This window comes from Runella sp. (genome assembly GCF_965279615.1).
GTDB lineage: Bacteria > Bacteroidota > Bacteroidia > Cytophagales > Spirosomataceae > Runella.
Genome location: NZ_OZ257252.1, coordinates 1025868 through 1051974 on the forward strand (window position 1 = coordinate 1025868; position 26107 = coordinate 1051974).

The following is a 26107-nucleotide window of genomic DNA, read 5'->3' on the forward strand; positions in this document are numbered from 1 at the left end:
AAGCTTCAACTAAAAAGGCGACAAAACCACTCTCCTGCTCTTGAGAAACAGGAAACGTGATTTTGCCGCCTTTTAGGTAGAAGTATACCTATACCTATTTGCGACGCAGTTTAGCTTCAATCGTCTGCTGTGTATGCGGTACAGCGCGCAAACGATCTTTTGGGATCAACTTGCCTGTGTCAATGCAAATGCCGTAGGTGCCGTTCTTAATGCGTACCAAAGCATTTTCAAGTTGGGTAATGAATTTTTGCAGACGCGCCGCTGATTGGCTCATCTGTTCACGTTCGCTCGTGTCCACATCTTCCATCAATTTGGTAGCTGCCCCGGTATTGTCGGTTCCACTGTCATTTTTACGGCTCAATGTGTCTTTGATGTACGCCAATTCTTTGCGGTTTGCATCCAGTTTTTCGTTGATGATACCTTCGAACTCTTTCAGTTCTTCTTCTGAGTAACGTTTCTTTTCTTCCTGTACTGTCATATAAAAGTTCTCGTTTGGGGTAAAAAAACTTAGCGGCGGAAGTTGATTAAGGCGCAAAAATACGCTTTATTCTTTTCCTTCAAATCATTTATCCCAACCGTTTAATAAAAAGATATTTTTTTTTGATTCTATGAATCCTGCCAAATGCCAAGTTTTATTTGGAAAAAACCCGGCTTCTCCCTACACTATTCTTCACACAGTGAGATAGTTAGTACAACCTTCTTCTATATAAAATTGTACAATACCAAGACAAAACTATCTTTCTGCCTTTTTCGTTTTAATCCTGTTAAGTTTGCAGCCGAAAAATCGCCCTTCCAAGCAGCCAATGGAAGTTGATTTTTTCCAACAAACGAATATTCCAAACAATCAGAATTTAAAACAAATGATGACTTACATTGAGCCGGCTCCTATCAAAGACAAGGAGAATCCACTGGAGTCTATGATGTCGCGCTTTGACAAAGCTGCCGAATTATTGGGTATAAGCGACGAAATGTACCATATCCTTAAAATGCCTCGAAAGCAAGTAGTGGTAGGATTACCTGTCACGATGGATAACGGACAGATCAAGGTATTTGAAGGCTATCGTGTTATACATTCCACCATTCTGGGGCCTTCAAAAGGAGGAATTCGATTCGACATGGGGGTAAATATTGACGAGATCCGGGCCTTAGCCGCTTGGATGACGTGGAAATGCGCCGTTGTTGATATTCCTTACGGAGGAGCAAAAGGAGGAATTGCCTGTAATCCGCGCGAAATGTCGGCGGGTGAGATCGAGCGATTGATGCGGGCGTATACCACCGCCATGCTCAACGTTTTTGGTCCCGACGAAGATATTCCCGCTCCCGATATGGGTACCGGCCCCCGCGAAATGGCTTGGTTGATGGATGAATATTCCAAAGCCAAAGGAATGACCGTGCCGGGCGTTGTGACGGGTAAGCCGCTGGTATTGGGCGGTTCGCTTGGTCGCACTGAAGCTACGGGCCGAGGGGTAACGGTATCGGCCTTAGCTGCCATGGAAAAAATGCGCATCAATCCGTATCGCGCTACGGCCGCAGTACAGGGTTTTGGCAACGTAGGAATGTATGCCGCCGCCCTCCTGCATGAACGCGGCGTAAGTGTACAGGCCATCAGTGATGTTTCGGGCGGGTATTACAACTCGGGCGGAATTGATATCGAAGCAGCCATGCAATACCGCAATGCCAACGGAGGAGTGTTGGACGGGTACAACGGTGCCGAAAAGATCTCTAACGAAGAATTGCTTTCACTCGCAGTCGATGTGCTCGTTCCTGCCGCTAAAGAAGATGTAATTACGCACGAAAATGCTTCGGGCATTCAGGCAAAAATGATCGTGGAAGGTGCTAACGGGCCAACATCAGCCAGTGCAGATTCTATCATCAATAATAAAGGCATTATGGTAGTGCCCGACATTCTGGCCAATGCCGGCGGAGTAACGGTTTCTTACTTTGAGTGGGTACAAAACCGGATCGGTTACAAGTGGAATCTCGAACGCATCAACCGCCGTTCGGACCGTATCATGAAAGATGCTTTTGAAAATGTGTATGCTACTTCTCAGAAATATAAAGTGAATATGCGTTTGGCGGCCTACATTGTGGCCATTGACAAAGTAGCCAGTACGTACAAATTCCGGGGCGGTTACTAATAAAGTAATGCGGTGTGAGTAGCGAGTAGTGAGAAGATTGTTATTTTTGCGAGGTGAAAGGCTAAAAACCTATCCCTCGCATTTTTTATTCTACCCAACAGAAATATGACTATTCATAAAGAAGGCTCTGTAAGCATTGGATTAGCGGCACTTTTTGTATTAATAACCAACGGATTGATCCGTTACGTTTGGGGTGGGCCCGAATGGTTTGCTACCACTTGGTTGGTGGCTTCTATCATCTTTTTCTTTATTATCCTTCAATTTTTTCGTAAACCTACCCGCCTCATCCCGGTCAATTCAAAACATGTCATTGCTCCTTGTGACGGCAAAGTGGTGGTTATTGAAGAAGTAATTGAAACTGAATACTTTAAAGGGCCTCGTCGTCAGGTTTCGATCTTTATGTCGCCCATTAATGTACATATTAACTGGAATCCGATTGCCGGAGTCGTGAAATATTTCAAGTACCATCCGGGAAAATATTTAGTAGCTTGGCACCCGAAATCAAGTACCGAAAACGAACGCACCACCACCGTCCTGCAAGCGCCAAACGGTGTAGAAGTATTATTCAGGCAAATAGCGGGTGCCTTGGCAAAACGCATTGTATGGTACGTAAAAGAAGGGCAACAGGTAGCGCAAGGCTCCGAAATGGGCTTTATAAAATTTGGATCAAGAGTCGATGTCTATTTGCCTTTAGACGCAAAAATACTTGTTAATTTAGAAGATAAGACAACGGGCGGAATTACCGTATTGGCCGAATTAAAATAAGTTTGACAGCCCTGTTTTATCATTGTACGCATTATTTAACCAAGCTATGCTATCTATATCTACGACTGAATCTACTTCCCGTTATGATCACCTTGACCAAATGAGCGTGCGGGAATTGCTTATCAATATCAACAACGAAGACAAAACCGTACCACATGCCGTCGAAAAAGCCATTCCGCAGATCGAGGCATTGGTAGAACAGATCGTGGTTAGAATGAAGCAGGGAGGACGTCTTTTTTACATCGGCGCCGGAACCAGCGGACGATTGGGCGTGGTGGATGCTTCTGAATGCCCTCCTACGTACGGCGTACCTTTTGACTTGGTCATTGGGCTGATGGCAGGTGGCGACAAAGCTATCCGACGAGCCGTTGAAAACGCCGAGGACGACCCCGACCAAGCTTGGCTCGACTTAAAAGAATATGAAATAGATGAGGTGGATTCGCTGATAGGCATTGCCGCTTCGGGTCGTACGCCTTATGTCATTGGGGGGTTAGAAAAAGCCCGTGAAGCAGGTATTTTGACGGGATGTATCGTTTGCAATACCGGTTCTGCCGTAGCCGCTGCTGCTGAATATCCCGTAGAAATTGTCGTAGGGCCTGAATTTGTAACGGGTAGTACCCGCATGAAATCAGGAACCGCCCAAAAATTGGCGCTTAACATGATCTCAACATCGGTCATGATTCAGTTGGGAAGAGTGAAAGGCAACAAGATGGTCGACATGCAAATGACCAACTATAAATTGGTGCAACGCGCCATCAGAATGGTCAAAGAAGAACTTCCTTACCTGACCAATGAAGAAGCGCAAGCTCTGCTCGACGTCCACGGAAGCGTACGTAATGCCGTAGAGGCAGGAAGAAAAGCCTAACATGAAACAGATTTGGGAAGCGCTTCGCAAACAGCTTCGGGAAGACTTCCGTTGGGATCTCTACGTAACAATTGCCCTGTTTTTAGCTCTTTTTATTACGTTCAACTACTCGGTCAATCTCGAAAAAGGCATTATTGACAGCTACTACGGCAATCCGCTGCGTATCGTTGGGTATTTTTTTCTTTACTGCTTTGCCTATTATAGCGGCTTATTCATTTGGCTGGGTTTTACCAAAGAGTGGCAGCGCATCAAAAACCCGCGCTTCTGGCTCTACAGCTTATTTATTTTGGTGGTTCTGGCGATAGACGGCGGTTTGTACAGCTATAGCCAATGGAGCCGTACATTGTTTAACGGAGAAATATACAGCTATACATATCGCTGTCTCACCAATCTCTCATCGGCGCTGACCGTCTTTCTTCCGTTTGGGTTATTCTATTACTTTATTGATAACCAACGCCATCATTTTTACGGACTTCAACCCAAATGGACCAATTTAAAGCCTTATTTTTTGCTGGTTTCATTCATGATTCCACTGATCGCGTGGGCTTCTTTCCAACCCGACTTTCTACGCTCTTATCCCTCCTATTTTGATTCCAACGCAGATGAATATTTCGGCGTATCACGTTGGGTAACTACCTTGCTTTACGAACTCTTTTACGGCTTTGATTTTGTAGCTACCGAATTGATGTTCAGAGGTTTTATGGTCATTGGTATGGCGCACCTATTGGGCAGAGGAACCATCCTTCCGATGGTTGTCTGTTATGCTTCATTGCACTTCGGCAAACCACTTGGCGAGACCATTGGTTCTATTTTCGGCGGGTACATTTTAGGGGTTATTGCCTTGCAATCACGCAGCGTTTGGGGTGGCATTGTTGTGCATGTAGGAGTGGCGTGGCTGATGGATCTGGCCGCTTGGTTACAGAAGATTTAGGCTTGGAAGCATTGGTTTCAGAGCAGCTTTATACTGTTTGAAATTCGTCTTCCTTCATTGCCCCCCCCAATGGAGAATACCGGAAGTTATTTTATAGCAGGAAAAGCAAATTCTTTGTCTTCTAACTTCGGATTAATGTTAATTTTTTCGATCAAAATTGTCTGTCCGGGTTGCCCGTTCATGCGGTAATTCATTTCAAACGGAAACAAAATTCCCTCTACATTTTGGTAATTTCTGTACATTATTTCCTGCATGATGCCTCGTATCGGTCCCTTTTGAAGGGTAATTTGAGATAAAAATGGAACAGAATTTATGGGATTCATATAGTAGTAGACGCTGTTTTCTACCATTACATTATTGACTTTTTGCGGCTTCTTGATCAGCTTAACTTTAACATGATCAACATTTTCCAATTTTTCGGTTCCTTCCACCTGCACTTCATAGCCTCTGTTTCGGTAATTTAAAAAAGGATCCGGAAAATCAGCTATCGCATCCTGCTGAAGGTTGTACGTATCTTCTTCCGACATTTTTTCGGGAATCTTTGTCACCGCATTGGTAGACCATGCGATAGTTCCGTCAAATGCCATTTGCACAAATTCAGTCCCATTCATAAACGTTGAAATCTTCATTCTGCCGCCCGCTCCCTGTACTATCGTTACGGGAACTTCCACCGACTGCATCTTGATCTTCCCCAACATTCGAAGGGTTTTCACAGAAGCCCATTTATCTGCCCCTCCAATACCGATCAAATAGTTATTCACTACGTCGTCGGCTGTTTGTGCCTTAGCTTCAACCGTTGCTATTCCCACCACTGCAAGTACGATCAAACCGATATTTTTCATAACTGATCCGTTTTTAGTTGCACTCTTTTCCCTCGCGCTACCTGACTACGCAATTTATCAAACGTTTTTTGGAGGCCGGACCTGTATAACCGGTCATCCAAAATGATATTTTTTCTCTCTTACAGTACGGCTTTGACCGTATAACCTTTCTTTTTAAGTAATTGCAAAACGCCTTTTGTGCCGCCCAAATGCCCCGCTCCCACGGCGAAAAAAGTGGATTTAGCTTTCATGGCATTTTCCATAATAGGTATCCATGCCGCATTACGATTGGCCAGCAAAATATCTTCGTACCCGTTAAAATCCCACTCGCTGTTGTCCATCAACTTCAGCAATCCTTCCAGATCCTGATTTTTGTACAACGTCACCATATCAACGAATTCTTTGGAAGATTCATCTTTTTTCCGAACCATGTCCGCCAACAATTCCGCTTGTTTTTCGTAAGGAATTTGGTCAAAAACGCCCATTTGAAATTCCACTGATTCAAGCCCGAGCAATTCTTTTTTGGCCGAGGTGGCCATTTGCGTAAATACTAATTCGTACGATTGTGGCTGGCAACTTAATAAGGTCATGTACAACATCGACATAAGCGTCATAGGCTTCATTCCGCCGATTTGGTCGAGGCTCATGCCCATTTTTTGCTTAAAATAGTCGCTCAGCAATGTATAATCTTCGGGTTTGAGATAGTCTTTCATCTTCTTGCCGTTGGTCAACAACATCGTCTGCGTCATTTTGCTCATCAGTGTCGGGTCGTCCATGTCAAGTTCAAGGTACACCTGTTCTGTTTTTTGAAAAACGGCTTTGGTAGAATCCGTCATAAAATAATCCTTGGGGCAAATAATATGGATGGTTCCGTAGAGATAAGAAGGCTTGCTGAGGCCATTACCCGATATTTCCCACAAAAGTGATTTTTCCTGAGCGTTGATAAAATGGGCAAAAAAGCAAAGAACAATAAGTTGAATTGTTTTCATGGATTTTAAAGTGAGTGATGCACAAAGATACTTTCTATAACGATAAAGCTAAGTGAAGATTTCAGCTTATCGCAACCATTACAGAATCCTTTTCTGCAAAACCCGGTTTCGCGCCCTGTTTCAGATTCAATTTTACTGATAAATACTTTTGGGGGAAACTGATCAATCAGATTTTAGTAAGGGAAATTTCAACGTTTTGCACTTCTTCACGATTTGTCGATTCGAAAAAAGCCTTTTTCGAAAACTGCAACAAATAGGCAATCACGTTCGACGGGAAGGATTCACATTTAATGTTATACTCACGAACAATCGCATTGTAAGAGCGACGGTTGTGCTGCAAATCATGTTCTACTTTTTGTAAGGCTGTCTGTATTTCTGTAAAGGCCGTGATGGCTTTCAGATCGTTGTCATTTTCGGCAAGCGCAAATATCGTTCGCAGCCCCTGCGACAATGCCTCACTTGCCTGAGCTTGGGCCGGTATGTCAAAGGGAGAAGTATAAGCCGCTGCGTTGCGCAATTGATTTACTTTTTCGAGTGGTTCGCTGTCACCTTTACCATAATTTTTCAAAACACCTATTAACTTGGGAATCAGCCCAAAACGGCGTTTTAACTGTTCCGAGATACCACTCCATGCCTCATCGACCAAAGCACGGCTGCGAATCAAATCGTGGTAGATACTGATGCCCCAAATCAGTCCGAGTGCGGCAATAAAGAAAAGAATATAAAACAGGTTCATACTGATTGAATGTTAGGTAATTATTTAAGGAACGTTAGTAATGGAACTTGGTTAGAACTACCCAAAGGTTCACCATAAAAACAGAAGGAAAAAATCAAAAAAAGGGAAGCGTCGAAAGCGTTGCCTTATACGTAGAAAAGCCGTACTTAATCGTTGAAGTTCGGAGAGAAAGACAAAAAAGAGTTCAATTTTGGAGGCTCAAAATACGGTTTTTGAAAAATCATTGAGGCTCAGAAACTCAAATTCCGATGAGGTTATTGACGTAAAATAGATTGATTTTTATATTTGTGTGTTCATTTTTTCTTTATTTATAACCAATCACTCATCATGGGCAAAGGAGATAAAAAATCAAAAAAAGGCAAAATTTGGCGTGGTTCGTACGGAGTTTTGCGTCCTTCTAAAAAGAAGAAAAACGCTACTGTAAAAAAGACCCGCCCGAAGGCTGAAGCTTAGATTGCTTTAGCGAAGTTATTGAGTTGTCTGATGATAACTACCTTTTATTCAACAATCTGACAACTCAATGGCTCGTTTCATACAACAATCAGGTATTTATTCTTTTAAGTACATTGGCTAAAATATTTGTTTGACCCCATCCGGGGTCAGATGTTTGTAGAAAAGAGCGGCATTACTACAAATATCTGACCCCGGATGGGGTCAAACAAATAATGCAAAGTATTTTTAATGAACTACTTAGATCCATCGTCTTTTTATTATTTAACCGCAATCACACAATTTGAACGAATAATTTGTTTTGTTAGTTTTGAAAAAAATCATCGAACAAAATGTCAGTTTTAGATTTAATCGGAATAAAAGCAAGTCTGTTGCCGCCTGATATGCAGCAAGAAGTACTTGATTTTGTAGAGTTTCTGAATGTAAAAAAAAGTCGGAAAAAATCAGAAAATGAACTTTATCCGAGGCTTCCTAATGCAAGAGGTGCGGGCAAAGGCTTGGTAACCTATATTTCAGACGATTTTGACGCTCCTCTTACTTACATTAGGGATAAGTTATTGACTCAATAACCTTTTGTTTCAGATAAAAAGGTAGAATGGAAACCAACGTTACTCTTGCTGACAACCCCACTCAGTTGTAAGCAATTTTCAAATGTCTGATCTTGACCAATTAATTTTTTCCACACTTTTTTTACATTTTCATTTTCGGAAACAATATGAGCTTCATAATTAGCAATGACACAGTAAATCAACAGGAGATTTGGAGCAACCTTAAATTCTTTTTTGCTCCATTGCCCTGTTTGAAAATCTGTCTCTAAATTGAAAGGAGAAGCAGTTGCACGTTGTTTATAAAATTGCCCTAAACTATTAAAATCTTTCTCAAATATGGGAAAGCCATGAGGAACATATTTTATCTCCATAACTCCAACGATTTGATCGCCATAGGTAAAAATCATATCCGGAATAACCGTCGCTGACGGATTTTTAAAGCGGATACATGGTTCGACAAATATTCGATAAGGTAGGACTTCAAAAGTAGCGTGTTGACGTAAAACATGAAACATTTCGGCTTGCAAATGCCTTTCAGAGCACATTCTCCCCTGTTTGTAAATTACCTCTATTTGCTTCCAACAGTCTTGTAAAGCCGTCTTTAATTCTACATTATTTTCCATTCCAGAAATATACGTTTATTTCATCATTAACAAAAAATGCCTTCGCAGCCAAAAGCTGCAAAGGCATCGAAAATCTTCTTATAACTTTTTACTAACTCTTTCTTTTTGAAGCAGATGCAATATCATCCAGGGCATTCACCAAACGGTCAAGGTCTTTGGGCGTATGATATACGTGCGGTGTTACGCGTACGCCTTTGATGTTTTCCCACTCAATACCCGTCGTATGAATTTTGAATTTGTTGTACAATTGTCCGTCCAACTCAGAGGTTTTCAGGCCATCGACCGAAACCAACGCAATGGCGCAGGCGTATTTAGGATCGGGTGATGTATGAATTTTTACCCCGGGAATTTGGCGGGCTTTATCGGTCCAATAACGTTGAAGAAAATGCGCACGGGCTTGTTTTCGGGCAGCACCAATGGATAATTGAAAATCAACTGCTGTCCCAATAGCCATTTCTGAAGCGAACGAACGCGTTCCTAAGCTTTCAAATTTACGGATGTCGGGTCCGTCAGGTTCGTTATTTGACAACAATGCCCATACTTTCGAAATCTTATCTTTTTTAACGTACATCAACCCGCTGCCAAACGGCGCTCCCAACCACTTGTGCAAACTGGTGGCGTAATAGTCGCAGCCCAGATCGGGAATTTTGAAATCCAGCAATGCAAACGTATGTGCACCATCGGCAATCACTTCAATACCGCGTTTGTGGGCTTCGTTGGCAATTTTGCGTACCGGTACAGTCTGACCGATCCAGTTGATCATGTGCGTCACATGAACGACTTTGGTACGCGACGTAAACGCACTGACGTATTTTTCCACAAAATAGTCGTCGTTTTCCTGCGGAAGATCCAGATTGATCCAAACCAACTTGATGCCATCCCGTTTTTCGCGTTGTTTCCAGGCATTGATCATATTAGGATAATCCTGCTTGGTCAATACTACTTCGTCGCCCGGCTTTAAGTCCAGTCCAAAAATGACCGTATTTAATCCCTCCGTCGCATTGCGATTGATAGCTACTTCTTCGGCAGAGCAGCCGGCCAAATCCGCTAATTTGCTCCGCAACGACTCACGGCCCTGATCCAAAACTCGCCACATATAGTAGCTGGGAGCCTCATTGCAATATTGATAGAATCGAATGTGAGCATCCTGTACCGAGCGAGGCTGTGGACCAACACCTCCGTTGTTGAGGTTCAACAAATTGGGCGAGACAGTATATTCCGTCTTTACCCACGCCCAAAAATCTTCGTTTTGAGCAGCTTCCAACGGTGAAAGGTGGGCAATCTGACGATTGAGCATTTCAAAATTCTGAGCTTCGGCAGGAGCTAAAAACGGTGGCAGAGTCACAGCTCCGGCAGCAGCGCCGAGCGACCCTAAAAATTGACGACGGTTAAACATTGATCAGGTATAGTTTTGTATTGGTGAAGCGGCTTTACAATACTACAAAGAGACCTTCAAAAAATCAAACCATTTACCGTTTAATAAAACCGGGAAGCCTTTTTATGCTTACTTTCTATCAATTCTTTTTTGTTTTTTTACCTTTGCACAGGATTTATAGACATACACCAACTTTTTCTTCACTTAATTACAGCACAAATTATGAAACACACTTCGTTTTCCTCCGCACTTTTAGTCATTTTAGCAGCATTTGTGATCGTATCATGCAGTAAAAAGGACGAACCTGAACCATCAATGGGCGATCAGGTTGCCGGCACTTATACGCTTACCAAAATTTCGTTAGGACCGCTTGGAATTGAATATCCTTATACTGATCCGGCCACCGGTGTTAAGTCCTCGGGAAAAATTGAAGTAACAAAGTCAGCTGACGACAAAGTAAGTGCTACCATCATCCAAACTGACACCGATAAAGCCGGCAAATCTACTGACGAAAAAACGGCCCTCGGCGAAGCTACATTGAAAAAAGCAGCAACCGGCGAAATAGAGGCCTATAGCGGAGCCACCAAAATCGGCACGTATTCCAACGGAGTTATCACTCTTTCTGCTATAGACCCCACACTTGGTCAAGTGACGATCATCGGCAAAAAGTAGGCAATTATGCGTTGGTTACGACCTCGCTTTCACCTACCTGCTGGCGCCACATGGCATAATACAATCCTTTTTGAGTCAGTAAATCCTCGTGGTTTCCTGACTCAATTATTTTACCCTTTTCAAAGACAAAAATACGGTCGGCGTGCATGATAGTACTCAAACGGTGCGCGATCAAAACCGTAATGTGCTGCTGATTATTGGAAATTTCGCGGATCGTTTGCGTAATTTCTTCTTCAGTCAAGGAATCAAGCGCTGAAGTAGCTTCGTCGAATATCAACAAATTAGGCTTCCGCAACAACGCACGGGCAATGGATAAACGTTGCTTTTCCCCACCCGAAACTTTCATTCCGCCTTCACCGATCACCGTGTCCAAACCGTTATCTGCACGATTGAGCAATGAATACGCCGCCGATTTTTGCAGCACATCTAAACACTCTTCATCGGTGGCCGTAGGTTTCACAAAAAGCAGGTTTTCGCGAATGGTTCCTGAAAACAATTGTGCATCCTGCGCCACAAAACCAATCTGCTCACGCAGTTCGTCTTTGTCGATTTGCCGACTGTCGATGCCGTTGTACGCAATGCTCCCCTGTTCGGGATCGTACAGGCCCACGAGCAATTTGATCAAGGTTGTTTTTCCACTTCCTGACGGGCCCGCAAAAGCGATGGTTTCGCCTTTTTTGACTTCAAAATCCACTTCCCGCAAAGCAGGTCGCGAAGCCGTAAGGTGTTTAAAGGAAACATCCTTAAAATCAACCTTTTCAATTTTCGATAATTTTATTGGTTGCGCAGGTTTCGCCTCTTTGGGGCGACTCATGATATCGCGAAAGTTATTGAGCGAAACTTCCGCTTCACGGTACAATTGAATCACATTTCCCAGTTCCTGCAAAGGGCCGAAAATGAAGAATGAGTACAACAACAAGGAGAAATATTCCCCGATACTCAAGACTTCTTTGAAGATCAGCCAAAGCATCAACGCAACGATGCAACTGCGCATAAAGTTGATGGTTGTTCCCTGCACAAAACCTAACGTCCTGACAAACTTCACTTTGCGCAATTCCAAGCCAAGGATTTTTTCGGTATTACCGTTCAAACGTTTGATTTCCTGATCGGTCAAACCCAAGCTTTTCACAAGTTCAATATTGCGCAGGGATTCGGTCGTACTTCCGGCCAGCGCGGTGGTTTCGGACACGATCTTGGTCTGTATCTTTTTGATGCGCTTGCTCAATACCGAACTCAACCACGCAATGATAGGAATGGTCAGAAAATAAACGGGAGCAATGGGCCAATAAATACTCCATGCATAAATGATCACAAACGTAATTCCGATCAATGACTGAAAAACCACGTTCACCACCGACGTGATCATACGTTCGGTGTCAGTTTTTACCTTTTGTAATACGCCCAAGGTCTGTCCACTGCGTTGATCTTCAAACACCTGATACGGCAACGCCAAAGAATGCTTGATCCCGTCGGTATAAATCTGTGTACCAACTCGTTGCGTAATGACGCTGATAAAATAATCCTGAAAGTTTTTGGCAATGCGCGATACCATTGCAGCACCCACGGCCAAGCCTACAAATTTGAGAATTCCGTAAATGTATTCTCTTTCGCCAAAATCCTTAAAATGAGAAGCATAACGGTCAATGACCAACCGATAAATGTAAGGATCGAGCAGTGAAAAAATTTGGTTAACAGCCGCCAGCGTAAGGGCGACAAAAATAAGTTTCCAATAAGGCCGAAGGTAGCGGTAAAGTATATCCATGAAAAAAAAACACCATCCGCCAAAATAATGTTCCTATAACTCTATCTAAAAATAGACTTTCCAAGTTTTTAAAACGGGGACACCCGGTCTTGGAAAGCATGTCTATGCTTTTTTAAATTTATACAAGTAAGGGGCTTTGTTGGCCGCGCCTGTATACAGCTTTTCAATTCTTTCTAAAATATTCAGACTCAATACTTTTCGCTGAAAATTATTGCGACGTAGGGGCGTTCCCAAGATGGTTTCGTATAGACTTTGGAGGTCATTCATCGTAAATGTTTCGGGAAGCAGGTTAGAACCTATCAACTTGGAATCAAGGTTCAGACGTAAACTTTCGAGTGCTTTTTGGATGATCTCATAATGATCAAAAGCTAATTTTGGCAAATTTTTGACCTCAAACCACTCACAGGATTCGGTAAAATGGTCGGGTGTGGGAGTCACTTTTGAAAAATCCACCAATGCATAATACCCGATAGACACAAATCGCTTCATCATCCACTGAAATTCACCCATTTCAACCTTATTGGCTTCCAAAAACAACTGCATCGACTCTTTGGTAGTTCGGTCAGCCTTTCCAAATACCCGAAATTGCTCCAAATAAATATCCGACAATCCGGTCCGGTTTTCCAAAATGTGCAGCGCTGCACCGTCTATGTCTTCATGTTGTTCCACATACCCTCCCGGCAAAGCCCACAGCTTCATGCCTTTCATTTTCAACAGTAAGATTTTCAATTGGTTATCATGAAAACCAAAGATGACACTGTCAATGGAAAGCTGAGGAATAAAGCGGTCTTTTTGGGATAGAAATTGAAATAAATCTTCAGAGGCGGACATGATTCAGGGTTTGTGTGACGGGCAAAAATACAGAAAAATTTGGTAAGGAAAATAAAAGCAATTAATATTGTCTCACAATGAGATAATAATAAAAGCATCCCATTGTTTTTTAAAATTATATTAAGTTCACAAACCTATTGAAACAGTACTACAGATGAAAAAATCAAGTTCAACCCTCCAAAAAGCGGCTCGTTTGCTGTTGCTGAGTTGGGGAATGATCGCATTGAGCGCTTTACTGGCCGTTGGTCAAAATCCTTCGCGCCGGGTGCTCGTTTTCAGCAAAACGGCAGGATTTCGGCACGCTTCCATTGAGGCGGGCAAAACTGCCTTTCAAAAAATGGCCGGGGAAAAAGGATTTACAGTCGATGTAACCGAAGATGCCAACCAATTCAACACCGAAAATCTGAAGCGTTACCGTGCTGTCGTATTTTTAAATACAACGGGCAATGTCTTAAATCCTGACCAACAAATTGATTTTGAGCGCTATATTCAGGCAGGTGGCGGCTATTTGGGAATTCACTCGGCTACAGATACTGAGTACGAATGGCCTTGGTACGGACGCTTAGCCGGGGCTTATTTCTTAGATCACCCTTCTGTTCCAAGTAATGTCCAGAAAGGAAAATTCATTGTAGCCATGAAAAATCATTGGGCTACCAAAGGAATGCCCGACGAATTTGATCGCACCGACGAATTCTATGCCTTCAAAAACATTAGCCCAAGCATTAATGTATTGCTGAAAATTGACGAAAAAACCTACCAAGGCGGCAAAAACGGGGACAATCACCCTATGAGTTGGTACCAGGATTTTGAGGGCGGTCGCGCTTTTTATACCGCGATGGGCCATACCGACGAAACTTTCTCGGAGCCTTTGTTTCTGAACCATGTTTGGGCAGGGTTGAACTACGTCATGGGAGGCGATGCGCCCAAAGCGTTGGATTATACCAAAGCACGCCCCGAAGAAAATCGTTTTTCCAAAGTGGTGTTGGAAGAAAAACTCAACGAGCCGATGGAATTGAGCGTGCTGAACGACGGACGTATTCTATTCATTGAACGTCATGGTGCGGTACGTATTTATAATACCAAAACCAAGAAGCTAAAAACCATCGCGACGATTCCGGTAAGCACCAAATATACCGACAAAGAGGGAAAGGTCAGCGAGGGAGAAGACGGGCTGTTGGGATTGAATAAAGACCCGAATTTTGCCCAAAATCACTGGATCTACCTATATTACTCTATCCCGGAGGAATCCAAAAACATCCTGACACGCTACGAATTGCGGGGTGATGAGTTGGTAATGAGTTCGAAAAAAGTATTGTTGGAAGTACCGACCCAACGCGAACAATGCTGCCACACGGCCGGCTCAATTGCCTGGGATAAAGTAGGCAACTTGTACCTTTCAACGGGCGATAACACCAACCCGCATGGCTCCAACGGATTCAGTCCCAGCGACGAACGCCCGGGACGTGAAGCATGGGATGCCCAAAAATCATCGGCCAACACCAACGACTTACGCGGAAAAATCATTCGTATCAAACCACAACCTGACGGAACATATACTATTCCCGAAGGCAACTTATTCCCTAAAGGAACACCGCAAACACGCCCCGAAATTTACACGATGGGTCATCGCAATCCTTTCCGCATCTCGGTTGATCCTAAAACAGGATTTGTGTATTGGGGCGAAGTAGGCCCCGACGGCAACAAACCCGTGGAAGATCGCGGCCCCGCCGGTCACGACGAAGTCGGGCAGGCACGCAAAGCGGGAAACTTTGGCTGGCCGCACTTCGTAGGTGACAACAAAGCTTACAATAAATTTGACTTTGCAGCCAACAAATCAGGCGAAAAATGGGAAGTAGCGAAACCAACCAACACTTCTCCCAACAACACCGGTTTGAAAGAATTGCCTGCGGCTCAAAAAGCATTTATCTGGTATCCTTACGGCGAGTCACCTGAATTTCCGTTGGTGGGAAGCGGCGGCCGTAACGCAATGGCAGGTCCTGTGTTTTACAGCGATAATTTCAAAACCGCAGCCCGTTCCTTCCCGGCCTATTACGATGGCAAATTTCTGGCGTATGAATGGATGCGCGGTTGGATCATGTCCGTAACGATGGACAAAGACGGCAACTATGTTTCGATGGAGCGTTTTATGCCAAGTTACAAATTCAGCAATCCAATGGATATGGAATTTGACCAAAACGGTGACTTATACATGCTCGAATACGGTTCGGGTTGGTTTACGGCCAATGACGATGCACGCCTGATCCGAATCGAATACAATGGTGGCAATCGCAAACCTAACGTTCAGATCGCAGCGAATCAGATGGGAGGTTCCATTCCATTCAAAGTAAATTTATCATCAAAAGGAACAGCTGACGCCGATGGCGATGTGCTGAAATATTCCTGGGCTATTTCTTCGAAAAATGGTTTTAACAAAATCATTACTGACCCCAATCCTACATTGACTTTAGCCAAAGCGGGGGTATATAAAGCTACCTTGACGGTCACGGATGCCAAAGGTGCAGCTACTGTCCAATCGTTGGAATTGACGGCAGGCAACGAACTTCCGGAAGTGGCTTTTGATCTTCCAAAAAGCAATAAAACATTCTTTTTTCCTAACAAAGCCTTTGATTACGACGTAAAAGTAAAGGATAAAGAAGACGGCAGCTTAGCCGACGGACGCATCAAACCCGAACAGGTTTCGGTCAGCATTGATTATTTGGCCGAAGGATACGACAAAGTAGCCATTGCACAGGGACACCGTTCGGCAGATGCCGCTGCCGGATTCGGTGCGGGCAAAAAACTCATCGAAGCCAGTGATTGCAAAGCATGCCACAGTCTCGACAAAAAATCCATCGGGCCCGCTTACCGCGACGTTTCTCAAAAGTACAAAGGAGATAAAGGGGCGTTGGAACGATTGACAAAAAAAGTAATTTCGGGCGGAAGCGGTGTATGGGGAGAAACTCCAATGGCAGGCCACCCGCAATTGTCAGCCAACGATGCCGGCGATATGGTGAAATACATTCTCAGCCTGTCGCAGGAAAAACCGAAAGCCAATTCATTGCCCGTTAAAGGTTCATATACGGCCAAACTTCCTGCCGGTGACAAAGGTCAGGGCGTCTATATTTTGCGTGCTTCGTACGAAGATCAGGGGGCAAACGGATTACCCTCTTTAGCCTCCGAACAAACCTTCGCATTGCGCAATGCCAAAGTGAGTCCACATGCTTTTGATAAATATGAATCCGTATCAAAAATGGCATTTGGCGGCAACGATTTGGCCATTCCGAGCAAATCAGGTTCATATTTGGCACTTAATCAGGTGGATATGACAGGACTTCAACGGTTAGAACTGATCGTTACCGCTCCAAAAGCACAGCTCAATGCGCAGGGCGGCAATATTGAGTTTCGCTTAGATTCCCCTACGGGCAAAGTCATTGGCGAATCCGGATTTATTGAGGCCTCTGACAAAGGAGGATTTGCAGGAACTGTAGCGAAAATAGATCTCGCGCCCACCGAAGGTGTCCATGACGTTTATCTGGTATTCCAAAATCCCAAAGCTGAAGGTTCGCTCATGGTGGTAATGGGTGCGGAATTTAAAACGGATGCTTCCGGCAGTTCTGCGGCTCCTGCTTCCTCCCCTACCCCTTCCAATGATCTGTCGGCATATGCAGGTAAATACAAAATGTCAGGATTACCTTTTGAATACATTGAAGTGGAAGTCAAAGACGGAAAGGTAATAATGAATGCAGGCGGTCAGGGAGGTGAGATCAAATCGACAGGCACCGCAGACAAATTTGACGCCGAAGGAAAAGCTACGATTTACTTCATTCGTGATGAAACAGCCAAAGTCTCCAAAATCAAGCTGGAAGCAATGGGCATGGCGTTTGAAGGGAAAAAAGAATAAATGACAACCGGACTTGCCAAGTTTCAAAAACTTGGCAAGTCTTAACAAAGAAAATATTTACCTCTTCCCTTTTACTATCATGCAGGAAAATAACCCTAATCGTCGCCAATTTCTGAATCAATTAGGAATGGTCGCGGCGGCCGGACTTGTAGCAGATTATTCTTTTGCGGCGGCTAAGCCTTGGTTCACCATTTCATTGGCTGAGTTCTCATTGGCAGGTTCATTAATGAGTGGAAAACTCAAAAACATGGATTTTCCCGCCAAAGCGAAAAATGATTTTGGCATCAACGCCGTGGAATATGTGTCTATGTTTTGGGCCGATAAAGCCAAAGACCAAGCTTATCTTACCGAGCTCAAACAACGCACCGGTGATATGGGCGTAACAAACGTTCTTATCATGGTGGACAATGAAGGCGATCTTGGCGCAAGTGACGCGGCAAAACGCCAAAAAGCCGTTGAAAATCATTATAAATGGATCGAAGCTGCCAAGTTTTTGGGATGCCATTCGATCCGGGTCAATATGACGGGCGATGGCAGCCCCGAGGAATTGATGAAAGCAGGAGTTGATGGTTACGGAAAACTCGTCGAATTTGGTGAAAAAGCAGGCATTGGTGTCATCATCGAAAACCACATCAACGTTTCGACAAATCCCGATTGGTTGGTAGGTTTGTTGAAACAGATAAAAAGCCCCTATGCGGGTTCATTGCCTGATTTCGGCAACTTTACCGAACGCGAAACGCCCAAAACCATGACAATGGAAGGCTTTAAAAACGCTAAGGTTCTGAACGACTTTGACAAATACGAAGGCGTTAAAAAGCTGATGCCTTACGCCAAAGGAGTCAGTGCCAAAACGCACCTCTTTGATGCCAATGGAAACTGTACCGATGTTGATTTTACCAAAATGATGCCGATTGTCAAAGCAGGAATTCCTAAAAATTTTAAAGGTTTTATCGGTATCGAGTACGAAGGCGGATTCATGAAAATGATGGGTGCCACGGAAAATTACTTAGACGAAGATGCCGGCATTCGCGCAACAAAGGGGCTTTTGGAGAAAGCGCTGCTGAGCTAGTATTTAGGAAAATATTGGCGAAGGTTAACGTCGGCGAGGTTCCAAACCTCGCCGACGTTCTTTTTTTGTATGTATCTTTGCCGAGATACCTGCAACCCAATGTTACACGCTTTCATTTCCTTTATTTCTGAAAAACAATTGTTTACTCCCGCTGGCCGATTATTACTGACGGTAAGCGGAGGAATTGATTCTGTTGTTTTGGCCGAACTTTGTCATCAGGCAGGTTTTAGCTTTGGCATAGCGCATTGCAATTTTCAACTGAGAGGCGAAGATTCGGAAGGAGATGAAGTTTTTGTTCGGCAGTTAGCGCAAAAATACCAAGTCGAATGCCACGTCCAACGATTTGATGCTAAGGCACTTGCCAAAACAGAAGGCATTTCCACGCAAATGGCCGCGCGTGAGTTGCGGTATCCGTGGTTTGAAGAAATTCGCCGCGAAAACAATTACGATTATATCCTTACCGCCCATCATCAGGATGACCTACTGGAGACAATGCTTCTCAATCTCACGCGCGGAACGGGTTTAGCAGGCTTACACGGGATTCTTCCAAAAAAAGATTTCTTAGTGCGTCCGTTGCTTTTTGCCACTCGCAACGACATAATGACTTTTCTTTCTCAACATCAATTGGCTTGGCGCGAAGATAGCTCCAACGCTTCCGTAGACTATGTACGCAATCGGCTACGGCATGATGTTATTCCTATTTTACGTGAACTCAACCCAAAGGTATCGGCAGCAGCAGCACAACTGGCCGAGCGCGTAAAAGCCACGGAAAACATTTTAGCCGAAAGCAGCAAAAACATCGAAGCTGAGATTATTCAGATGGAAGGCTCAAATGTATGGCTAAATATTGAGGCTTTAGAACACCATATCGAACCCGTAGAATACCTCGCCCATTGGTTGAATAACTTTGACTTTAGTTATGGACAAGTTAAACACATTTGGGCAAATCGAAAGGGGCAAACGGGCAAACGTTTTTTCTCTCCAACCTATAGCCTAACCTTAGACCGGGGTAAGTGGCTGGTACATCCAATCACTAAACGAAACAATATAACCTACCAACTTCAAGAAAACGACAAAGAAATCGTTTATGCACAGGGGTGCTTGGAATGGGGAGTCGTTGGAGAATACATTTTTGAACGGAATCCCGGAGTCGCGTACTTTGATGCTGACCGACTCACGTTTCCGCTAACACTTCGTCCCTGGCAGGTGGGGGATTGGTTTTGCCCTTTGGGAATGGCCGGAAAGCGGAAAAAAGTCAGCGATTTTTTAGTCGATACGAAGGTGCCGAGAGGCGTAAAAGACCAAGTATATGTCTTGGAATCTTCCGGTAAAATAGCATGGATAGTAGGTTTCAGAACCGATGAACGTTTTAAAATTACCGAAAAAACGAAAAATATTCTTAATTTTAAAAGTTCATAAATATCTTATAGTCAAATAGTTAATCACATACCAATACTTCCCTATAATAGTTTTTTCGACACGTAATAGCTATTTTTACAATTTGGCACAGTATTTGAGATTTGACAGATAGAATCCTATTTTCCTGCTACTGTAACACTTTTGAATATGAAAACCGTAGGTAAAATTGCGTTGGGATTGGTTCTAGCCCTTTTGACACTCAACGCATTCGCCCAAAACGCCAGACTACGGTCGGCGAACAGGGCTTTTGACGAATACAGCTACGCCGATGCTGTACGGGGCTACGAGGAGTTTATACGTACTGACAAAAAAGCCGATCCTGTCGAACGTAAAGAGGCCTTGGAAAAATTGGCTTACAGCTACCGTCGCCTCCAAGACAGCCGCAATGCGGAAAGAATCTACGGGCAATTGGTAGAAAGCTTTGCCGATGCCGACAGCCGAAATTACCTGTATTATGCACAGGCCCTCGCGAGCAACGGAAAACACCGCGAATCCCAAAAAATGTATGGAAAGTATGCAGAGTTGCAATCCTCTGATTTACGCGGTCGCAAATTTGCCGTTACATATATGGACATGAATCGTTTCTACAAGGATTCAGCAATGTACCACGTGGAGTATTTGCCGGTCAATTCCAAACAAGCGGATTTTAGTCCTATGTATTATAAAGGCGGATTGGTTTTTGTATCGGCCCGCGCTGAATCAGGAATCATTAAGCGGGTTTTTAACTGGAATCAAACGCCCTTCCTGGACTTATATTTTACACCCGATACATCGGCCCTCAAAGGCGTAAAAGATACTTATCGGAATACAACGGGAGCACTGGGCGGAGCCTCACCCAAAGATGGAAACTCAGGCGCACTTACTGAAGCAAGTGCCGCCGAAGACCTTCCAATGCCTGTCACCAAAGCCGAGAAATTCAGCCGTACGCTGAACACAAAATACCACGAAGGCCCTGCTTCTTTCTTCAAAGATTACACCAAAGTGGTTTTTACCCGTAACAACTACAACAGCGGAAAAACCAAGAAAAGCAACGACGGCATCAATAAATTGAAATTATACATTGCCGACCAAAAAGGCAAAGATTGGGGCGGAGTGAAAGAACTGCCCTTCAATAATAACGATTATTCCTGCGGTCACCCGGCACTTTCACCCGATGATTCCAAACTTTACTTTGTATCAGATATGCCCGGTGGATTTGGTGGAACAGACGTTTATGTAGTTGAATATAACAATGGCCAATGGGGTGTTCCTGTCAACTTAGGAAAAGAGATCAATACCGAAGGGAATGAGATGTTTCCTTTCATAGACGGAAGCGGCAACCTTTATTTTGCCTCTGATGGTCACGAAGGATTAGGAGGATTGGACATTTTTTACGCTGAACTTAAAGAAGGAATTGCGTACAAAGGAGTTCAGAATTTGGGCGCACCTGTCAACTCCGAAAAAGACGATTTTGGTTTAATTACCGATAAAGAACGCGGCACCGGCTATTTCAGCTCCAACCGCAGCAAAGGTGTATCAGACGATAACATTTACAGCTTCAAACGTACCTGCCGTCCGCTTGAGATCTTGGTGTATGATGCCAAAACAAACACGCCTATTGAAGGCGCGGATGTTCGTATCGTGAAAAACGGTTCAAACCAAGACATGCAGCAAACAGGCATTGACGGTATGACTAAAATATGCCTGGAAGCACAAACCGAATACGATTTCAAAGCCATCAAAGAAGGATACGCCACCAACAATGTTCGTTTCTCAACGATGACTCAATCGGCTAACCCTCAAATGAGCGTGTCGATCTACCTCAACAAGAGCGAGAACACTATTTTGCGCGGAACGGTAAAACGTGAAGTGAACCAATCGCCGCAGGAAGGTGTGAAAGTCACCTTGCGTGACCAGAAAACGGGTGCCGAGCGTACTGTCGTGACCGGAGCGGATGGTGGTTATGAATTTGAAGTTGATCCAAGTCGCAACTATGATCTGCGTGCTGAAGGCGACGAATTGGCCACCAATGAGCAAACCATCAACAAGAATAAGAAAACGAAGAAGAAAATTGTAGAGAGCGATCTAAGCATGTACGGCACCGGCGACGTGTTTACGCTCGACAATATCTACTACGATCTGGATAAATATTTCATTCGCCCCGAAGCTGCTAAAGAATTGGATAAAGTGGTAGGATTGATGAAAAAATACCCAACCATGCAAATCGAGTTGCGGTCGTTTACCGATAGCCGCGCCAGCGATGTATACAACTTACGCCTGTCTGAGCGCCGTGCCAGAGCAGCATACGACTACTTGGTCCGCAAAGGAATTGGCCCGTCACGTTTAGTGGCGCGAGGTTATGGAGAATCAGAATTGGTTAATGATTGTGTTGACGGAGTAAATTGTGAAGATGCCGAGCACCGCTTAAATCGTCGTACAGAATTTAAAATTCTGTCGGTCAAGGGAGGCAGTGAAGAATTGACCGGGAAGTAACAAAGTAATAGTAGTATAGTAAGGATAGGACACAAACGGCGGGGCAATGCATGCTCCGCTGTTTTGTTTTTTATACCATGTAGGGGCAGGCCTTGCGTCTGCCCAATTGGCCGTAGTTGGGCAGACGCAAGGCCTGCCCCTACGGGAATACTCCCCTATTTCTTCGCATTTTAGGTGGGTATAGGTTCAACCTTTACAGCATTGAGTAAAAATAATCAATGGGCCGATGCCGGCACGACGCCGATTTTCGTATATACATCATTGCTTTATTTTCTTGAGCATTGATGATGACAAAAATCTATAGGGATGAACAATTTTTCAGGCGTTATCTCTTACGAAAGTGTAGTGACTCTCCCACGCTTTCAGACCAAGTCGGGCGAATGTGCCATCGACTTGCAACAAATAGTATACTTAAGCGCACAGAGCAACTACACAATGTTTCATTTAAAAAGTGGTGAACGCGTCATTACATCGCTTCCCCTGAGTATGTACTCATCAGCGTTAGAAGCCAAAGGTTTTATACGTATACATAAAACGTACCTGCTGAATCTGATTTATCTGGATCAATGTACTATTCTGCGTTTTGAAAGAGTAACGCTGCCAACCGGAGAAATCATCACCATTGCCCGCCGCCGCAGAAAAACGCTGAAAAAGATGATCAGGAATCAGCTGATTTGGCAATCACCACTTTTACCCTAATTGAATAGTTCCGAACGTTTTTAACGTTTATTTTCCCGGAATGGCTCCTGATTTTAATCAGTAAGTCATCCTATTTTTTTGAAGGCGGTTGGGTATATAAATTTAGTTAATTGGGGATTCAAAATTTGGCAGCTAACATTTTACAATTCACCGTTTATCTTAACTTAGCGGTTTTTAGCGCCAACTAAATTCTCAAATAATTCGTACATGAAAATTTCATTGATCAGTGCTATGGCCGAAAACCGCGCCATCGGTTTTCAGGGACATTTACCTTGGCCGTCATTGCCAAACGATTGGGCTCATTTTTTTAAAATAACCAAAGGCTACCGAATGATCATGGGGCGAAAAAGCTACGATACTCCGGACCGTTTAGCTTCCGAAGTGGGCAACTTTGTTATTACTCGCCAAAAAGATTTTCCTTTGGAAGAAGGTTTTACACAAGCGGGCAGTTTGGAAGAAGCATTGAACGCCTGTCAAAATGATAAGGAGGTATTTGTCATTGGCGGGGCCGAAATATTTCGTCAAGCCCTGCCTTTGGCTAACACTATTCACCTGACCATTGTCCACGGTATCTTTGAAGGAGATGCTTTTTTCCCAGAATTTTCAGAAGCTGACTTTATACAAAAAAGTCGGCAGGATTTTCCCGCCGACGAACAACATGCCGTTGCCTATTCTTTTTTGGTATATGAAAGAAAAACAACTTAGAACGCTGATTTTTATGATTTAGGCTGATTTGTTATGTTAATCTTTAAAATCAGTTCGACCGGCATTCAATGGTTTAAATGGTTGTTCCGCCATCCACGGTATACGTTCCGCCCGTACAATAACCGGAAGCATCTGAAGCAAGGTATAAAACCAACGACGCCACTTCTTCCACCGTACCCATGCGTGAGATGGGAATGCGTTTGGTAAAGTGAGCCAACGTTTTTTCATTGTCCCACAGCGCTTTACTGAACTTTGTTTTTATCAATCCGGGGCATACGGCATTGACTCTAATACCGTCTTCTCCCCATTCTTTGGCAAACACTTTGGTGAGCATATTAAGTGCGGCTTTGCTGACGCTGTAAATACCTAAGCCGGGATCAGGCGTCACACTTGCAATACTGCTGATGTTGATAATACTTCCGCCGCCGCGAAGTTTCATGATCGGATGTACCATTTTACAAAGTTGAAAAGGCGCTCTTACGTTGATGTCCATGATTTTATCATACGCCGAATCCGGACAGTCGACCGTGGGGCCATAGTATGGATTGGATGCCGCGTTATTGACCAAGATGTCAATACCGCCGTAGACTTCCACCGATTTCTCAAAAAGGTGTTTTACATGGGCTTCGTCGCCCATATTTGCATCTATGGCCGTTACATCTGCGCCCGTTTGGCGCATTTCTTCCGCAAGTTGTTCCAAGTCAGCCAGTTTACGGCTACTGATAATTACCTTGGCACCATATTGAGCAAAATAACGCGCTATTTGCTCGCCGATTCCTTTGCTGGCACCCGTAATAACGGCTACTTTTCCCGTTAGATCAAATATATTTTGTGCAGGTTCGCTATTCATAAAGAAAGATATAAGAATTTGATGAAACAATACTCCGCTGAAAGAGACTCAGCTTTTTGCTTGTTTTTGAATGAATTTTCGAAAGCCATCAGCTGCTTTTCGCTGAATTTTTTCCTCTAAAAAGCGACTCCATCCCAGCAGTTTACCCGTCAGCCCCAACGCCTGAGAAGCCCAGGTATAAAAACTAAAATGGTCGTCGTGACGAGAGATGAGGTCATTTTTGAACAGAAATTCGGCATGTATTACATTATGGACTTTCCGGCCGGTGCCCGTAAAAGTATAGGTAGCTTCCCAATCGCAACTTCCGCTGCGGTAATCAGCCTGAACATTGCTGAATGTAATCGTCAGATCATTGCTTCGAGTAAGGAGCATTTCCCACATAAGACCTGCTTCTGCGCCTTTTAATTTAGGAAAAACAGGGTCAGAAAAGCGCACATCAGGATGGTAACATTGCTGCATGGTGCGAAAATCTTTTTGCTGAAAAGCCGTATAAAAACGCTCAATAAGGACTTGATTAGGGTGCATTTTGTTAAAAACGTTGATTGAAGTGAATTAAATAACTGATTTTTCAGGTATGTGCCGGTTTTGTGTTTTTCATTTTTGGCAAATTGCGGTAATACATCGTCTTGATTCTTTCGGGTTCTCAAACCCGAAAATACATTCAATACAGTTCGCTTTATCGTCCCGATTCTTTCGGGTTTGAGAACCTGAAAGCACCTTCGCAGTACTTTTACGATGCCAGCAATCCTCCGTCAAGCACGATTGTTTGCCCTGTCATGAAAGAAGAGGCCGAGGAGGCTGCGTACAAAACAGCATCCGCGATTTCTTCGGGTTTGCCAAATCGTTTCATTGGTATTGCATTTTGAAGACCATCCAAGTAATTGGTTTCGTCATTAATTATGGCGCTTTCAAGCATAGGGGTCAACGTAAACGCCGGGCAAATGGCGTTGATCCTAATGCCATGTTTAGCCATTTCCAAAGCAGCGGTGCGCGTCATCCCCACCACCGCATGTTTGCTCGCCGAATAGCCGATATGCCCCGAAAATCCGCTTAACCCTGCTACGGAAGCAATATTGACGATGGTTCCGCTTTTCTTAGACAGAAAATGAGGAAGCACCGCCTGCATACAATAAAATAACCCCATCACATTTACGTCCAATATTCTTTTGAATTCTTCGGCGGGATAACGATCCGTGCGAGCGCGCGGCCCCAAAACACCGGCGCTGTTGATGAGTACATGAATGGTGCCAAAACGCTGAATGCAATCATTGATCATTCGCTCTACATCTTCCACATCCGTGACATCAATACGGGCAAAAGCTGCTTCGGCCCCGGCTTTTTCCAGTTCTTCCACCAGATCGTCGCCGGCTTTTTCGGAGAGATCGGCCAGAAATATCTTAGCGCCTTCTTTGGCAAAACTGAAAGCCGCCGCCCGCCCGATTCCTGAGCATCCGCCGGTTATAATTACTACTTGGTCTTTAAACAT

At 44.0% G+C, this 26107-nt stretch carries 24 protein-coding genes; 13 read left to right on the forward strand and 11 right to left on the reverse strand.

The annotated features are described in order from the left end of the window. Window positions 1-94: 94 nt before the first annotated feature. Window positions 95-478 carry a TraR/DksA family transcriptional regulator gene (locus tag ACQY73_RS04680; protein ID WP_428662140.1) on the reverse strand — a complete coding sequence of 128 codons (384 nt, stop codon included), beginning with the start codon at window positions 476-478 and terminating at the stop codon, window positions 95-97. A gap of 385 nt (window positions 479-863) precedes the next feature. Here ACQY73_RS04680 and ACQY73_RS04685 point away from each other — a divergent pair, with 385 nt between their 5' ends. The 4 genes from ACQY73_RS04685 to ACQY73_RS04700 all read left to right on the forward strand — a co-directional run bounded on the left by ACQY73_RS04685 (window position 864) and on the right by ACQY73_RS04700 (window position 4699). Continuing rightward, window positions 864-2138, forward strand: a complete 1275-nt coding sequence (locus ACQY73_RS04685; RefSeq protein WP_428668420.1) for a Glu/Leu/Phe/Val family dehydrogenase — start codon at window positions 864-866, stop codon at window positions 2136-2138. A 105-nt stretch (window positions 2139-2243) separates the two neighbouring features. Then, the gene (locus tag ACQY73_RS04690) at window positions 2244-2903 is read left to right on the forward strand and encodes a phosphatidylserine decarboxylase family protein (RefSeq protein ID WP_428662142.1); all 660 of its coding nucleotides are present in this window, start codon (window positions 2244-2246) and stop codon (window positions 2901-2903) included. Window positions 2904-2949: 46 nt separating this feature from the next. Further along, window positions 2950-3768 (forward strand): N-acetylmuramic acid 6-phosphate etherase, encoded by an 819-nt coding sequence (gene murQ / locus ACQY73_RS04695; protein WP_428662145.1) that lies wholly within the window; start codon window positions 2950-2952, stop codon window positions 3766-3768. 1 nt (window position 3769) lies between these two features. Then, entirely contained in the window at window positions 3770-4699 is a 930-nt protein-coding gene (locus ACQY73_RS04700; RefSeq protein ID WP_428662147.1) for a CPBP family intramembrane glutamic endopeptidase, read from the forward strand. Window positions 4700-4785: 86 nt separating this feature from the next. On the opposite strand, the gene ACQY73_RS04705 is transcribed toward ACQY73_RS04700, so the two are convergent. The 3 genes from ACQY73_RS04705 to ACQY73_RS04715 all read right to left on the reverse strand — a co-directional run bounded on the left by ACQY73_RS04705 (window position 4786) and on the right by ACQY73_RS04715 (window position 7245). Continuing rightward, window positions 4786-5541, reverse strand: a complete 756-nt coding sequence (locus tag ACQY73_RS04705; RefSeq protein ID WP_428662150.1) for a hypothetical protein — start codon at window positions 5539-5541, stop codon at window positions 4786-4788. A 119-nt stretch (window positions 5542-5660) separates the two neighbouring features. After that, window positions 5661-6509, reverse strand: coding sequence for a TraB/GumN family protein (locus tag ACQY73_RS04710; protein ID WP_428662153.1), 849 nt, complete (start codon window positions 6507-6509; stop codon window positions 5661-5663). A 166-nt stretch (window positions 6510-6675) separates the two neighbouring features. After that, window positions 6676-7245 carry a LemA family protein gene (locus tag ACQY73_RS04715; RefSeq protein WP_428662155.1) on the reverse strand — a complete coding sequence of 190 codons (570 nt, stop codon included), beginning with the start codon at window positions 7243-7245 and terminating at the stop codon, window positions 6676-6678. A gap of 327 nt (window positions 7246-7572) precedes the next feature. On the opposite strand from ACQY73_RS04715, the gene ACQY73_RS04720 reads away from it, so the two are divergent. Next, on the forward strand, window positions 7573-7698 hold the full coding sequence (locus ACQY73_RS04720) for a 30S ribosomal protein THX (protein ID WP_428662158.1): 126 nt from the start codon (window positions 7573-7575) through the stop codon (window positions 7696-7698). Window positions 7699-8027: 329 nt separating this feature from the next. After that, a complete protein-coding gene (locus tag ACQY73_RS04725; protein WP_428662161.1) occupies window positions 8028-8264 on the forward strand; it encodes a DUF2281 domain-containing protein in 237 nt (78 codons plus the stop codon). On the opposite strand, the gene ACQY73_RS04730 is transcribed toward ACQY73_RS04725, so the two are convergent. Beyond that, window positions 8258-8866: a hypothetical protein gene (locus ACQY73_RS04730; protein ID WP_428662163.1), complete on the reverse strand. Its 609-nt coding sequence runs from the start codon at window positions 8864-8866 to the stop codon at window positions 8258-8260. The genes ACQY73_RS04725 and ACQY73_RS04730 overlap by 7 nt on opposite strands. 91 nt (window positions 8867-8957) lie before the next feature. Then, on the reverse strand, window positions 8958-10262 hold the full coding sequence (locus tag ACQY73_RS04735) for an aminotransferase class V-fold PLP-dependent enzyme (RefSeq protein ID WP_428662166.1): 1305 nt from the start codon (window positions 10260-10262) through the stop codon (window positions 8958-8960). Window positions 10263-10463: 201 nt separating this feature from the next. Between ACQY73_RS04735 and ACQY73_RS04740 the strand changes: the two genes are divergently transcribed. Beyond that, entirely contained in the window at window positions 10464-10913 is a 450-nt protein-coding gene (locus ACQY73_RS04740; RefSeq protein ID WP_428662168.1) for a hypothetical protein, read from the forward strand. A gap of 4 nt (window positions 10914-10917) precedes the next feature. On the opposite strand, the gene ACQY73_RS04745 is transcribed toward ACQY73_RS04740, so the two are convergent. Continuing rightward, a complete protein-coding gene (locus ACQY73_RS04745) occupies window positions 10918-12675 on the reverse strand; it encodes an ABC transporter ATP-binding protein (RefSeq protein ID WP_428662171.1) in 1758 nt (585 codons plus the stop codon). Between the two features lie 102 nt (window positions 12676-12777). Beyond that, window positions 12778-13506 carry an NUDIX hydrolase gene (locus tag ACQY73_RS04750; RefSeq protein WP_428662174.1) on the reverse strand — a complete coding sequence of 243 codons (729 nt, stop codon included), beginning with the start codon at window positions 13504-13506 and terminating at the stop codon, window positions 12778-12780. A 154-nt stretch (window positions 13507-13660) separates the two neighbouring features. On the opposite strand from ACQY73_RS04750, the gene ACQY73_RS04755 reads away from it, so the two are divergent. The 6 genes from ACQY73_RS04755 (at window position 13661) to ACQY73_RS04780 (ending at window position 23771) form a co-directional block, all read left to right on the forward strand. Continuing rightward, window positions 13661-17407, forward strand: a complete 3747-nt coding sequence (locus ACQY73_RS04755) for a ThuA domain-containing protein (protein WP_428662177.1) — start codon at window positions 13661-13663, stop codon at window positions 17405-17407. A gap of 79 nt (window positions 17408-17486) precedes the next feature. Further along, on the forward strand, window positions 17487-18476 hold the full coding sequence (locus ACQY73_RS04760; protein ID WP_428668422.1) for a sugar phosphate isomerase/epimerase family protein: 990 nt from the start codon (window positions 17487-17489) through the stop codon (window positions 18474-18476). A 99-nt stretch (window positions 18477-18575) separates the two neighbouring features. Then, window positions 18576-19895: a tRNA lysidine(34) synthetase TilS gene (gene tilS / locus ACQY73_RS04765; RefSeq protein WP_428662180.1), complete on the forward strand. Its 1320-nt coding sequence runs from the start codon at window positions 18576-18578 to the stop codon at window positions 19893-19895. A gap of 147 nt (window positions 19896-20042) precedes the next feature. After that, entirely contained in the window at window positions 20043-22367 is a 2325-nt protein-coding gene (locus tag ACQY73_RS04770) for an OmpA family protein (protein ID WP_428662182.1), read from the forward strand. Window positions 22368-22673: 306 nt separating this feature from the next. Next, window positions 22674-23066, forward strand: coding sequence for a LytR/AlgR family response regulator transcription factor (locus ACQY73_RS04775; RefSeq protein WP_428662185.1), 393 nt, complete (start codon window positions 22674-22676; stop codon window positions 23064-23066). A gap of 207 nt (window positions 23067-23273) precedes the next feature. After that, on the forward strand, window positions 23274-23771 hold the full coding sequence (locus ACQY73_RS04780) for a dihydrofolate reductase (protein WP_428662188.1): 498 nt from the start codon (window positions 23274-23276) through the stop codon (window positions 23769-23771). A 73-nt stretch (window positions 23772-23844) separates the two neighbouring features. Here ACQY73_RS04780 and ACQY73_RS04785 read toward each other — a convergent pair whose 3' ends face one another. The 3 genes from ACQY73_RS04785 to ACQY73_RS04795 form a co-directional block, all read right to left on the reverse strand. Then, window positions 23845-24621 carry a glucose 1-dehydrogenase gene (locus tag ACQY73_RS04785; RefSeq protein ID WP_428662191.1) on the reverse strand — a complete coding sequence of 259 codons (777 nt, stop codon included), beginning with the start codon at window positions 24619-24621 and terminating at the stop codon, window positions 23845-23847. 48 nt (window positions 24622-24669) lie between these two features. Continuing rightward, entirely contained in the window at window positions 24670-25146 is a 477-nt protein-coding gene (locus ACQY73_RS04790; protein ID WP_428662194.1) for a nuclear transport factor 2 family protein, read from the reverse strand. 205 nt (window positions 25147-25351) lie between these two features. Further along, window positions 25352-26107, reverse strand: a complete 756-nt coding sequence (locus ACQY73_RS04795; RefSeq protein ID WP_428662196.1) for an SDR family NAD(P)-dependent oxidoreductase — start codon at window positions 26105-26107, stop codon at window positions 25352-25354.